The sequence below is a fragment of the Psychroserpens sp. SPM9 genome (genome assembly GCF_025153525.1).
Classification (GTDB): Bacteria; Bacteroidota; Bacteroidia; order Flavobacteriales; family Flavobacteriaceae; genus Psychroserpens.
In genome coordinates this window covers 121,790-134,050 of record NZ_JANZNR010000006.1, presented here as the reverse complement: position 1 = coordinate 134,050, position 12,261 = coordinate 121,790, and the positions used below count along the sequence as shown (strand labels likewise).

The window sequence follows — 12,261 nt, the reverse complement described above, 5'->3', positions numbered from 1 at the left end:
ATTAATTTAAGTTTTTTATAAGATTTATCGCTCATGGGAAGTGTTATTCTTCTTCCTCAATTTTAGCTTCTTTTTTAGGTTCAACGAGTTCCTTTTTTTCAAACGGACGCTTGCCAAATATCTTTTCTAAATTGTCTTTAAAAATGACTTCTTTTTCAAGTAGAACCTCGGCCAATTCGGTGAGCTTATCTTTGTGATTTTCTAATAAGCTAATTGCACGTTGATATTGTGCTTCAATAATATTTGAAATCTCATTATCAATGAGTTCTGCAGTTTGCTCACTATAGGGTTTTGTAAAACCATATTCAGATTGCCCTGAAGAGTCGTAATAGGTTAAATTTCCAACTTTATCACTTAAACCATAAATAGTTACCATGGCTCTAGCTTGCTTGGTTACTTTTTCAAGATCACTCAAGGCTCCAGTAGAAATTTTATTAAATATCACTTTTTCTGCCGCTCTTCCACCAAGTGCAGCACACATTTCGTCTAGCATTTGCTCTGGTCTTACAATTAGGCGTTCTTCTGGTAAATACCAAGCAGCTCCTAGCGATTGCCCACGTGGTACAATAGTAACTTTTACTAGAGGTGCTGCGTGTTCTAACATCCAGCTTACAGTAGCATGACCCGCTTCGTGGAAAGCAATGGCTTTTTTCTCGTCTTTGGTTATGATCTTATTCTTCTTTTCTAATCCGCCAACAATACGGTCAACGGCATCTAAAAAGTCTTGTTTATCTACCGCTTTTTTGCCATTACGTGCAGCGATTAATGCCGCCTCATTACAGACGTTAGCAATATCGGCACCCGAAAAGCCTGGTGTTTGCTTTGCTAAGAAATCGACATCCAATTTTTCAGATTGTTTGATAGGTCTTAAATGAACCTCAAAAATTTCTTTACGTTCTCTAACATCTGGTAAGTCTACAAATATTTGTCTGTCAAAACGACCAGCACGCATTAAAGCTTTATCAAGAACATCAGCTCTGTTGGTTGCGGCTAATACGATAACATTAGTATTGGTGCCAAAACCGTCCATTTCTGTTAGTAACTGATTTAAGGTGTTTTCACGCTCATCATTAGAACCAGAGAAATTACTTTTTCCACGCGCTCTACCGATAGCATCAATTTCATCAATAAAGATGATAGCTGGAGATTTTTCTTTGGCTTGCTTGAACAGGTCACGTACACGAGATGCACCAACACCGACAAACATTTCAACAAAATCGGAACCAGATAGAGAGAAAAATGGGACTTTAGCTTCACCTGCAACCGCCTTAGCTAATAAGGTTTTACCGGTTCCTGGCTGTCCAACTAATAAAGCACCTTTAGGTATTTTACCACCGAGTGACGTGTATTTTTCAGGGTTTTTAAGGAAATCTACAATCTCTTGTACTTCTTCTTTAGCACCTTCTAAACCAGCGACATCTTTGAATGAGGTTTTAACATCTGTCTTTTCATCAAAAAGTTTGGCTTTCGATTTTCCTATGTTGAAAATTTGTCCGCCAGCACCTCCACCAGAACCACCAGACATTCGTCTCATGATAAATATCCAGACGCCAATAATGAGTACAAAAGGAAGTAATGAGAAAATCAAACTCCCTATTGGGTTCGATTCACTTTTAAAATCTACAGGAACAAAAATACCGTTATCTGCATCATTAATTTCATCTAATTTATCTTGAAAGATATCTAAATTACCAAACTCGAATACATAATTTGGTTGCGGAGAAACAGAAGGAAGAATACTCGTCGGTTTTGCATTTTTATGCGCTTCTTTTTCTAAAGCTTCCTTTGTAAGAAATACACGAGCTTCTTTGTTGTTAACGATAAGCAATTCAGCGACATCGCCATCCTTCATATAATTAAAGAATTTTGAAGGGTTGATGTCTTTAGAAGCATCACCACCAAATCCGCCAGAAAATAATTGAATTGCTAAAAATGCTGCAATTACGAATCCGTAAATCCAATATGGGCTAAACTTTGGTTTTTTATTTAAATTTTTATTGTCTTTTGCCATCTATAGGTACCACAACTGTGGTTTTTTTATTTATTAGTTTTAATAACTTGTTTCTATTACAGTTGTTTTTGCGTCACCCCAAAGACTTTCAATATCGTAATATTCTCTAATATGTTTTTGAAACACATGCACGACTATATTTACATAATCCATTAACACCCATTCGGCATTGTCGTTTCCTTCAATATGCCAAGGATTGTCTTTATGTTCTTTACTTACTTTTTTCTGAATAGAATTTACAATGGCATTTACCTGCGTGTTTGATGTTCCTTCACAAACTACAAAGTAATCACAAACTGTATTTTCAATTTCTCTTAAATCTAAAATTGTAATTTCTTTACCTTTTACATCTTCAATCCCAGCAATAATCGTACTTATTAGTTGATCTGGACTTGTATTTTTTTTCGCCATTAAATTGATTTAATTTTGTGCAAAGTTATTATTTTTTTGCGTCTTACAAACGGTTATTAATCATAAGAAATTTATAATTTTTTTTAACACATTACTATGCGTATAATCAAACTTAGTGCCATCGACTCCACCAACACTTTTTTAAGGCAGTTGAGCAACGCTGAAGCACTTAAAGATTATACAGTTGTTGTTGCCGAATCTCAAACTAATGGACGCGGTCAAATGGGAACGGTTTGGCATTCTGAAAAGTCCAAAAACCTTATGGCTAGTGTGTTTTTAGATGTTTCGTTTTTAGCTATTGAGGACAGTTTTTATATAAGTATGATAATTTCTTTGGCTATTTCTAAGACTTTGAAAGGCTCTCAAATTAAAGCGATAAAAGTTAAATGGCCTAACGACATTTTGGCAGACCAAAAGAAGATTTCGGGTGTTTTGATAGAAAATGTCATAAAAAATAATCGGTTGCAGGCAACGATAATTGGTTTCGGGCTCAATATTAATCAGACTCATTTTGAAAATTTACCAAATGCCACTTCAATGCTTAAGGCCTCAGGAAGGCTCTATGATTTAGACGAAATTTTACACGTTGTTATTACGAATTTGAAACATTATGCCGAGATGCTAAAGCGAGGTCAATTTGCATCTATAAAGGAATTGTATGAAGCCAATTTATTCAGAAAAAATAAACCTTCAACATTTGAAGACGCTGAAGGTGTGTTATTTTCGGGGTTTATAAAAGGGGTTTCAAACTCAGGACATCTTCAGGTTTTGGTTGAAGATGCGGTCATCAAAGAATTTGATTTAAAAGAAGTACGGCTATTATATTAAACCTGTGCAGGCATATTACCAGCAAGGGTTTCAATAAATTTACTGATAGGTCCTTTAATCATCATTGCCATCATGGCATTGAATTCGCCTTCAAAAACCAATTCCACTTCACTTTTATCTTCAGCAATACTGGTAATATTTGCAGTAAGTGAAAAATCTAATTTTCCGCCGGCAGCACCTAATACAATCTTACTTGGAGGAACAGCTTCTTTCTTTTTTAATACAATCTCAGGCATGCCTTTAAGTGCAAATAAAAATTTATCGTCTTCTAAAACTTCAAATTTGCTGATGTTATCTGGCATTAATTTTTCGAAATTTTTGACATCAGATAAAAAATCAAAAGTTTCTTGTGCTGATTTATTTAGTGTAGTTTTTGGTGATTCTAATTTCATGGGTGTTGTTTTATATTTTAATACGCTTCAATCAAATAGCGTTCCATTCACTAGGATTGGCATTCCAACGTGCCAAAACTTCTTGTTCTTTAGCATTTATATAGTTGGTGTCCATGGCCTGTTCTAAAAGATTTTCATAGTTGCTTAAGGTGTGAAGTTCAACATTGGCAGCTTCAAAATTTTTGGCAGCAATATCAAATCCGTAAGAAAAAATGGCAACCATTCCTTTAACATTAATATTGGCTTCTTTAAGTGCTTTGACGGCATTAAGACTACTTTTTCCGGTACTAATAAGATCTTCAACAACAACGACATTTTGACCAGATTGTACAAATCCTTCAATTTGATTTTGTCGTCCGTGCGATTTTGCTTCGGGTCTTACATAAATAAATGGGAGTCCGAGATATTCAGCCACCAACATACCAATTCCTATAGCACCAGTAGCGACACCAGCAATAACATCTACTTTTCCGTAGTGCGAGGCGATGTGTTTGGCCATAGTTTCACGAATATAATTTCTAATTGGCGGAAAAGATAATACAATTCTATTATCACAATAAATTGGTGATTTCCATCCTGAAGCCCAAGTAAAAGGGGCATTGGGTTGCAGTTTTATTGCATTTATTTGCAGTAAAACTTCGGCGGTTTGCTTAGCAGTTTCTTTGTCAAAAATCATGTTGCAAAACTACGCTTTTTTGCTAAAAAGAATTTCAGAATTTAAAATAAAATTAATTTTAAAAATGGTGGTCATCTGCATAAAAATGATATTTTTACGCTACTAATACCTACTGTACTATAGATGTATCACGTTTTTGTAAATGACAAACCTATCATTTTGACTACCAAAGTTGAAAAGGAAGATGGTTTTAAAAATTTCCTCTTATCTGAAGTTAATATTGGCAAGGTTATTAAACTTTTGAATGCGACCTCGTTAGAAGCCGTTAGACTTATTGGAAAAAAAGAAGATAAATTATTAAAGAAATTTCTCAAGCTTTTACCAAATGTAGTTGCTGGTGGCGGAAAAGTTTACAATACTAAAGGAGAGGTTCTCTTTATATTCCGTAATAATAAGTGGGATTTGCCAAAAGGAAAAACTGAAGGCAAAGAAACTATTGAGGCTACTGCTATTAGAGAAGTGGAAGAAGAGACAGGTGTTGCTGGTTTAGAGATTACAAAGCCTCTAGATACGACTTACCATATTTTTAAGCGCAATGGTCGACACAAAATAAAAGTGACCTATTGGTTTGAAATGACCACCACTTTTGAAGGTGAATTATTTCCGCAGGAAAATGAAGGAATTACAAAAGTAGCGTGGTTATCTCCTAAAGAGAGTCAGGAGGCACTCAGTAATAGCTATGCAAATATCAAGATTTTGGTCTAGATAAAACGTTACAAATTAGTTGTTTGAGTAAATTATTTATCCTATTCATGTGGCTGATGTTTCTGAAGTCCCTTCTGGTTTAGGTCCAGATAAATACGCTATTGAGGATTATAAATGCATGGTTTTTATTCAAAGTTCTAAAAGCTTTTCGGGTAATACTGAGTATTCTTTTCAACTTGTCAACAGAAGTACCAATACGGTTTATTATCATTCCTCTTCAGGAAATACGATCAAGATGTATCTCAAGAAGCTCTTAAAGTAAATAAGCTTGACAAGTCACTTTTGACCTTAGGTTTGTTTTATTCTATTCGGTAAATAGGATATTGTAAATGCGCTTTTTCGTAGTTAGCACTTTGTTTATGAATCCAATCTAATTGCGCATACCAGTTATTTGCAAACGCTTCATCGTAGGTCTTTTTAAGATTAAAGTCTATTTTTAATTTCGGATTTTTAACGAGCAATTCTTGAGCTTTATCTTCCCATACATAAGGTGAAAATCCTTCCTTTTGTTGCAGAATGGTATCAAAGAAATTCCAGCTAAAAAATGAATCTGTTGCCTGTGGTTCTAGGGTTTCAAGCAAGTATCGGCAGCCGCGTTGATTGGTGTTGATAATACAGTCGCCTTTAAAAAATTTGACTTTCTCCACATGAGTTTCCACTTCAATATTGTAATGCGGATAATGTCCTTCATAAGCCTGTTTTCTGGTGTCGTAACTTTTAATCTTATAAGAAGTGACTGTCAAGGTGGTGTCTTTTTCAAGTTTATGCATCACAATATCGTTTAATGATAATCTGTAAATGACATCCCACCAGGCTTGCGGAATCACATAAGATTTAGGAATCGTAACCTCTAAAGTTGGGGTCATGTAATTTTTATAGATGACTTCTTTCGTAAAGGGTTTGGTTCTATCATATTTTAAACGTTGTGCTCCAGTAAATTCGCTGGGAATCATTTGGCCTTCGTAACCTTTAAATTGTAGGGTTGATGTTTTGGTGGTATCAACGGTCCATTGCAGCGGATAGGTTTTTTTTGCTTTCAATTCAGATAAAGCATTTCTTCTCAGTTTTGTAATTTCTTCACCTTCAGATTCTGTAATTTCAATCATACTTTTCATGAGCTCATAAGTTCCTTCAACCCGTTGTTTGTAAGGTTTTAGCATGTGAGTTTCTACCATCATTCCTAAGGTATTCCACAATGTTGTGTATCCCGTAGAGTAGCGTGGCGAATCCATAAACTGTGCGAAGCCTTGTTCTGGAGTTCTGTTAAATACATTTACATAAGGTGTAATGTCCCAATCTTTTTCCAAAAGTTTCTGTTCTAATTGAGGCATCATTTTGTCATGTAAAAAAGCGCCTAGACTTCCTCCTAACTTATTGTGTTGCGTGAATAAATGAGTCAATGTATATTGATAGTCGGCACCATTACTTACGTGGTTGTCTATAAAAACATCTGGCCGAATCTCATTAAAAATTAACGCAAAGGACTGCGCATTTTTAGTGTCGGCTTTAATGAAGTCTCTGTTCAGATCAAAATTACGTGCATTACCTCTAAATCCGTACGAAACTGGTCCGTTTTGATTGGTTCTTGTTGTCGAATTTCGGTTTAAACTTCCACCAACATTATAAATAGGGATTGTGACTAAAACGGTAGATTTGGGCATCTCAATTTTTCCTTGAACGATATCTCTAAATAACAGCATGGTAGCATCAATACCATCAGATTCTCCCGGATGTATACCATTATTGATTAAGAGCACACGTTTATTTTCTTTTATTTCTGTAAAATCAAAATTTTCATCAGGATTAAGGGTCACCATATGGAGTGGTTTTCCTGAATCGGTACCCCGAACAGATTTCAGTTCTATAGCATCATATTCATAAGCCAGTTGTCTGTAAAATGTAATAACTTCATCATAAGTAGCTGTTTCTGTTCCATTTGATGTTTCAAACGTTGTAATCAAATCATTGTCTGTTGAGTTTTTTTCTGAAGAACAAGAGAAGACAATGATAAAAAGGCAAAGTAATTTTTTCATACCAGAACGCTAATTGATGGGTTAATTGTTAATATGTTGTTTATTTCTTTCTGAACGACAAGTTAGAACTTTTCAAAGTTAATCTAATTTTGAATATCCCTCTTAATTAATAGCTAATGAAAGTTTTTATATTACCCTTTGCGAAGATTACCCTTCTTCATAAAAGTATAGCCGAAGTTGTCATCAATGACGATGTGATTATGGACGCTGAAATGGTGGAAGTTTATCATGATTTTTTATTGTCTAATCTCGTGGCACCATTCTCTTTATTAATCAATAAAGAACACGCTTATTCCTATACTTTTGACGCTCAAGTTAAAATTGCCAATTTAAAAGAAATCAACTGTATGGCCGTTGTTTTGTATAATTTTAGTGCCGAAATGGGAACAAAAGTTCTTATCGATTTAAATAAGGGCAACAACTGGAACATTAAAATTTTTAGAGAACGTGAAGAGGCTTTAGACTGGTTAAAATTCAATCAAAATAATAAAAGCGCAATGTAGTTTTCTAGATGAAAATTAATTAATTTTACGGCACTTTAATTTTAAAAAATGTCTCAGACAACAAACACTATTTTGATGATTCGTCCTGTAAACTTTAGGATGAACGAACAAACAGCAGTCAACAATTATTTTCAAGAAGATTTAAATTTAAAAAATGCTGAAATCAATGCTAAAGCACAAGCTGAGTTTGATGCTTTTGTAGAAAAGTTGCGTGCTGTTGGAGTTCAGGTGATTGTAGAGGAAGACGATAAATTAATGGATACACCAGATTCTATATTTCCTAATAATTGGGTGAGTTTTCATGAAAATGGCGATGTTGGTTTATATCCCATGTTTGCTGAAAACCGACGACGAGAACGACGTGATGAGGTGTTTATTCGATTAGAAAGTGAAGGCTTTAAAATAGAAAACATTATTGATTATACGAGTGCTGAAGAAGAAGGAGTTTTTTTAGAAGGCACAGGAAGTTTACTTTTAGACAGAGTCAACTCAAAAGCCTATTGCGCTTTATCGCCTAGAGCTGATGAAGATTTATTTATTGAATTTTGTGAAGATTTTGAGTATACACCTATAATTTTTACTGCCAATCAAACAGTTGACGGCAAACGCTTGCCTATCTACCATACCAATGTTATGATGTGTTTAGCTGAAGAGTTTTCGGTTATTTGTTTGGATAGTATTGATGATAAAAAAGAGCGGAAGCATGTCATTAAAAATTTAAAATCTGATGGTAAAACCATAATTGAGATTACCGAAAGTCAGATGCATCATTTCGCAGGAAATATGCTTCAGGTTCAAGGTCATAATGGGCAGCGCTATCTGGTGATGAGCAAAGCGGCTCATGACAGTCTAACACCAAAGCAAATTGCGACAATCGAAAGTTTTTGTCCGATAGTATCCAGTTCATTAGAAACAATTGAAACCTGTGGAGGCGGAAGCGCTCGCTGTATGATGGCTGAAGTGTTTTTACCTAAAAACTAGCCGCTTAACTAAGTTTTAGCTTGCATTTTTTCAGAAGAGATTCATATTCAACATCATTAAATCGTCACCCTGAACTTGTTTCAGAGTCTCATTTAACAATTTATGGAATGTCAAATAGTAATGTGATGCTGAAACAAGTTCAGCATGACGTTAATACTAAATGAAGGCATTCTAAACAGTCTGTTTTTGCTTTGTAATTTTAATCTAGTTTATTGAAAATATAACCACCTTTTTCGGCGCCCCAAACATGTTCACCCTTAGCGTCAAAGCCACGATCCCATGAAATGATTTTATCTTCCATAATCTCTACTTCGCTTGTCGCATAAGCAGCACCATAGAGTGTGCTTTCACAAGTTTTTTCCCCTGTTTCGCCTTTAAAATAATCTGCGTCGAGTCGCTTGAGTAAGACTTCACAACCTTCTTTTTTAGAAATCTGATCTAAAGTAAGTTCTTGAAAAGCTTCTGGTGTTTTCCACTTACCAATCCAAAGCGAATCATTTTCAATAGTATATGCTGCCGAGTTATACATGCTGTCATTTAATCGGGTGATTTCGTAAATACGCTGTCGGTAGGGTTGCTCTTGCTTAGAACTCAAAGCTTGTTCCACATATAAGAAATTTCCTTTGTCTTTCCATATCGGATACATATGTAATGAGATATTGAAATAGGTAGAGTCAACCTGCGATTGTATTTCTGAATCAAAAGAGCCTTGCATGAGTGCAACTAATTCATGTGAGTGATCTTGAGATATTGGCTCTTGAGGAGTTTGCTTATCGTTTTTACAACCAATTAAAGTTAGGATAATAAGCAGTGTTAGAAAGTTTCGAATCATTATTAGTCTCTTTTTTTGAAAGATAGTAAAAATAATGAAATAAGATTTCTTGAAAATTAAGCCGTTGTAGCTGGTTTCATTTTAGGAAGTTCTACATAGAATTTTGTGCCTACATTTGGTGTGCTTTCTACCCAGATTCTGCCGTTATTAAGTTCGACTAATTCCTTACAAATTGTTAGGCCTAAACCTGTTCCTTTTTCGTTGTTTGTACCTCTTGTAGTAAAGGTGCCATTTTGGAAAAGTTTATCAACATTTTCTCTAGAAATCCCAACACCAGTATCTTCAACACAAATTAATGCATTACCATTATGATCGGTATTTGAAACGGTGATCACATCACCAACTCGGGTGAATTTGACCGCGTTTGTAATTAAATTTTGTATCACGATTTCAATCATACTTTTATCAGCATAAACAAAATCTCTTTGCGATTCGTCGATAAGAACAATACGTTTTTGCTCCACTTTTTGTTCAACAAGACTTATTTTATTCTGAAAGACGTCTTGGATGTTAAACAAGTCGGCCTTAGGTTCTAAATTCTGCATTTGAGATTTAGACCAGTTCAGTAAATTATAAAGCAGTTGTGATGCATTATCGGCATTTTCACTTAATTCAGGAACAAGGTCATAAAATTCTTCTCTAGAAATCCCATCCTCTTTAAGTAAGTCAATAAAGCCTTTTATAGAAGAAATGGAATCTTTTAAATCGTGAGACACAATAGAGAAAAGGCGGTCTTTTACATTATTTACTTCTTCGAGATGCTTGGTTTGTTTAGCAAACTCTTGATTTTGAAGTTCAATTTGTTCGTTTTTTTCTCGAAGTTCTCTATTAAATTTAAGAGTGTTTTTTCGTTTGAGATAAATCAATAATAAAATTGTAGATACAATTAAAAACGCAGCACCTAAAACATATGAAATCGCTTTCTGTTTTTTAAACTGAATATCTTTTTCTTCTTCTTGTTGCTTTAAAGCTATGGCATTAAAATCCTCATCAGCATCTAGAGGTTCCACAGTGATAGGTTGGGTAATAACTGGAATGATAGGTTGGTTGGCCTTATCGAGTTCACTTTTTAAGTTAAAATATTTGCCTTGCCAAAAGAATGCATTTTGGAATTTTCCATTTATTGAATCTAATTCTTTATGCAATCTGTAGTTTTTAAGTAACTCAGGTTTATTGTTGATTTTTGAAGCAATTGTGTAAGCTTCATCAATTTGAATTTGAGCTAACTTTACTTTGCCTTGTTGCATATTGAGTTCACCAATAGCATTCAACGCTCTTAGAATACCATCGTCATTATTGTTTTTTCTGTTGAACTTTAAACCTTCAACAAGGTATTCGGCAGCTTTGTCATAATCTTTAAACTTGAGGTATTCGGCACCAATTCGCGGCAAAATCTCACCTCTGAGCTTTTGATCTGTATTAGGGTTGAGAAGCTTTAAAACCTTTTCGTAATATTCAATGGCTTTTCGGTGTTCTTTTCGTTCAGAATATAAAAGCGCAATGTTTCGGGTTGAGGTTTTAATACCAATGCTATCTTTTAATTGTTCCCTTACATCTAATGCTTTAATGTTAAATTCAAGAGATTTGTCTATCTGATGTGTGTTGTAATAAGCTTCAGCTAAATTATTATACGCAGAACTCAATTCATTATTTAAATGACGTGATTCAAAGGTTTTAATGGCAGATAGTGAATTCTCAAGACCGACACCATAGTTTCCTCGTTTAATTTCTATCAAGCCAATACTGTTATTCACTTTGGCAATTCCTAGAGTGTCGCCTAACTGTGTATAATAGCGTTTGGATCTATTATAGCCATCTATGGCATTGTAATAATCATCTCTTTGGGCATAGATTAAAGCTTTGTAGTAGTTAACATCAGCGATGCCTTTGGTGTGATTTAATACTTTGGATAAACGTTCTGTATTTTCGATATATACAAGTGCCTTTTTGTAGCTTTTGGCCTCGTAAAGCGCTTTAACCAAACGTAACGAAGTATCGACTTTTGTAGAATCTTGTTTTTGAAAAGATAAATGCACAGTAAGACTATCGATCTCATTGGTTTGTGAAACACAAAAGACCGAAGCACATAAAACAGCTAATGTTATTAACTGTTTCATAGTTTAGTTTGGGCATTAATAATTGCAAAATTATTTCTACACGATACTTCCTTTAGCGTTGGATAGTTAGGGTGCTTTAATAATAATGACAATCTCAATAAAGATTGATTATTAAGTTTCATCAACGTTTGGGACTTTGATTAATAGCATTTCAAAAATCACTAAAAAGGTTCTTAAACCCTAATTTTTAGGTTTTAATACCTATAAATTAGTTAAAGTGACCATTGAAATTTATAAAAACATCGACGAATAGATAAACGGCAAAAAACATAGAAAAACGGCACAACTATCGACGAAATGCATGTTGTTTGTTAAGGTTTTGATTATTAAGTGATTGTGTGTTTAATCCTAAAATAAGAGTACTTCTTATGGATGTAATTCTTGTCCGAATTTAATTAAATTTCCATCATGATCTAGAATTGAAAATTCGCGCATACCATAAGGCTTGTTTTCTAGTTTTCCGTTGGGATGAATCACGTCAAAAGCTTGTAATTCCTTATATAAGATGTCTATATCTTTAACATCAACATAACAGCTTGTGTGTTCTGGATGGATTTTATCATTACACTTCCAAAAATGTACCACAAAATGGTCACGAGCAATTACTGCATAATTATCATCGAGGTATCCCACACGATTAAAGCCTAGTTTGGATTTGTAAAAATCGACGGTCTTTTTAATGTTTAATGATGCTAATACTGGAATTCCTCGTAATAAATGGTGCTGTCTTTCCATAAATTTGAATGCTTAATAGGACTAAAATAAGTAATTA

The 12,261-nt window shown here is 34.4% G+C and carries 13 protein-coding genes; 5 read left to right on the top strand and 8 right to left on the bottom strand.

The features are described 5' to 3' along the window. Positions 1–43 precede the first annotated feature (43 nt). Entirely contained in the window at positions 44–2,011 is a 1,968-nt protein-coding gene (ftsH, locus tag N4270_RS12805) for an ATP-dependent zinc metalloprotease FtsH (protein WP_260097666.1), read from the bottom strand. Positions 2,012–2,050: 39 nt separating this feature from the next. Then, the gene (rsfS, locus tag N4270_RS12800; protein ID WP_260097665.1) at positions 2,051–2,422 is read right to left on the bottom strand and encodes a ribosome silencing factor; all 372 of its coding nucleotides are present in this window, start codon (positions 2,420–2,422) and stop codon (positions 2,051–2,053) included. 96 nt (positions 2,423–2,518) lie between these two features. On the opposite strand from rsfS, the gene N4270_RS12795 reads away from it, so the two are divergent. After that, a complete protein-coding gene (locus N4270_RS12795; protein WP_260097664.1) occupies positions 2,519–3,250 on the top strand; it encodes a biotin--[acetyl-CoA-carboxylase] ligase in 732 nt (243 codons plus the stop codon). Here the strand turns inward: N4270_RS12795 and N4270_RS12790 are convergent. Both N4270_RS12790 and pyrE read right to left on the bottom strand, forming a co-directional pair. Beyond that, complete coding sequence (locus tag N4270_RS12790; protein ID WP_260097663.1) at positions 3,247–3,642, bottom strand: SRPBCC family protein; 396 nt, start codon at positions 3,640–3,642, stop codon at positions 3,247–3,249. The two genes, N4270_RS12795 and N4270_RS12790, sit on opposite strands and share 4 nt — an antisense overlap. A gap of 31 nt (positions 3,643–3,673) precedes the next feature. Further along, positions 3,674–4,318 (bottom strand): orotate phosphoribosyltransferase, encoded by a 645-nt coding sequence (gene pyrE, locus N4270_RS12785; protein ID WP_260097662.1) that lies wholly within the window; start codon positions 4,316–4,318, stop codon positions 3,674–3,676. A gap of 123 nt (positions 4,319–4,441) precedes the next feature. On the opposite strand from pyrE, the gene N4270_RS12780 reads away from it, so the two are divergent. Both N4270_RS12780 and N4270_RS12775 read left to right on the top strand, forming a co-directional pair. Further along, positions 4,442–5,023, top strand: a complete 582-nt coding sequence (locus N4270_RS12780; protein WP_260097661.1) for an NUDIX hydrolase — start codon at positions 4,442–4,444, stop codon at positions 5,021–5,023. Positions 5,024–5,072: 49 nt separating this feature from the next. Then, entirely contained in the window at positions 5,073–5,285 is a 213-nt protein-coding gene (locus N4270_RS12775; protein WP_260097660.1) for a hypothetical protein, read from the top strand. A 37-nt stretch (positions 5,286–5,322) separates the two neighbouring features. Here the strand turns inward: N4270_RS12775 and N4270_RS12770 are convergent, their stop codons facing one another. Continuing rightward, positions 5,323–7,056 carry a M14 family metallopeptidase gene (locus tag N4270_RS12770; RefSeq protein WP_260097659.1) on the bottom strand — a complete coding sequence of 578 codons (1,734 nt, stop codon included), beginning with the start codon at positions 7,054–7,056 and terminating at the stop codon, positions 5,323–5,325. Between the two features lie 116 nt (positions 7,057–7,172). Between N4270_RS12770 and N4270_RS12765 the strand changes: the two genes are divergently transcribed. Both N4270_RS12765 and ctlX read left to right on the top strand, forming a co-directional pair. Beyond that, positions 7,173–7,559, top strand: a complete 387-nt coding sequence (locus N4270_RS12765; protein WP_260097658.1) for a hypothetical protein — start codon at positions 7,173–7,175, stop codon at positions 7,557–7,559. 48 nt (positions 7,560–7,607) lie between these two features. Further along, positions 7,608–8,540, top strand: a complete 933-nt coding sequence (gene ctlX / locus N4270_RS12760) for a citrulline utilization hydrolase CtlX (protein WP_260097657.1) — start codon at positions 7,608–7,610, stop codon at positions 8,538–8,540. A 199-nt stretch (positions 8,541–8,739) separates the two neighbouring features. Here ctlX and N4270_RS12755 read toward each other — a convergent pair whose 3' ends face one another. The 3 genes from N4270_RS12755 to N4270_RS12745 all read right to left on the bottom strand — a co-directional run bounded on the left by N4270_RS12755 (position 8,740) and on the right by N4270_RS12745 (position 12,224). Beyond that, on the bottom strand, positions 8,740–9,372 hold the full coding sequence (locus tag N4270_RS12755; protein ID WP_260097655.1) for a chromophore lyase CpcT/CpeT: 633 nt from the start codon (positions 9,370–9,372) through the stop codon (positions 8,740–8,742). Positions 9,373–9,428: 56 nt separating this feature from the next. Beyond that, positions 9,429–11,489 (bottom strand): tetratricopeptide repeat-containing sensor histidine kinase, encoded by a 2,061-nt coding sequence (locus tag N4270_RS12750; protein WP_260097654.1) that lies wholly within the window; start codon positions 11,487–11,489, stop codon positions 9,429–9,431. Positions 11,490–11,855: 366 nt separating this feature from the next. Next, positions 11,856–12,224 (bottom strand): VOC family protein, encoded by a 369-nt coding sequence (locus tag N4270_RS12745; protein ID WP_260097653.1) that lies wholly within the window; start codon positions 12,222–12,224, stop codon positions 11,856–11,858. Positions 12,225–12,261: the final 37 nt, after the last annotated feature.

Coding starts and splice junctions, on each gene's coding strand:
- ftsH (WP_260097666.1), bottom strand. CDS start 2,011: ATGGCAAAAGACAATAAAAATTTAAATAAAAAACCAAAGTTTAGCCCA.
- rsfS (WP_260097665.1), bottom strand. CDS start 2,422: ATGGCGAAAAAAAATACAAGTCCAGATCAACTAATAAGTACGATTATT.
- N4270_RS12795 (WP_260097664.1), top strand. CDS start 2,519: ATGCGTATAATCAAACTTAGTGCCATCGACTCCACCAACACTTTTTTA.
- N4270_RS12790 (WP_260097663.1), bottom strand. CDS start 3,642: ATGAAATTAGAATCACCAAAAACTACACTAAATAAATCAGCACAAGAA.
- pyrE (WP_260097662.1), bottom strand. CDS start 4,318: ATGATTTTTGACAAAGAAACTGCTAAGCAAACCGCCGAAGTTTTACTG.
- N4270_RS12780 (WP_260097661.1), top strand. CDS start 4,442: ATGTATCACGTTTTTGTAAATGACAAACCTATCATTTTGACTACCAAA.
- N4270_RS12770 (WP_260097659.1), bottom strand. CDS start 7,056: ATGAAAAAATTACTTTGCCTTTTTATCATTGTCTTCTCTTGTTCTTCA.
- N4270_RS12765 (WP_260097658.1), top strand. CDS start 7,173: ATGAAAGTTTTTATATTACCCTTTGCGAAGATTACCCTTCTTCATAAA.
- ctlX (WP_260097657.1), top strand. CDS start 7,608: ATGTCTCAGACAACAAACACTATTTTGATGATTCGTCCTGTAAACTTT.
- N4270_RS12755 (WP_260097655.1), bottom strand. CDS start 9,372: ATGATTCGAAACTTTCTAACACTGCTTATTATCCTAACTTTAATTGGT.
- N4270_RS12750 (WP_260097654.1), bottom strand. CDS start 11,489: ATGAAACAGTTAATAACATTAGCTGTTTTATGTGCTTCGGTCTTTTGT.
- N4270_RS12745 (WP_260097653.1), bottom strand. CDS start 12,224: ATGGAAAGACAGCACCATTTATTACGAGGAATTCCAGTATTAGCATCA.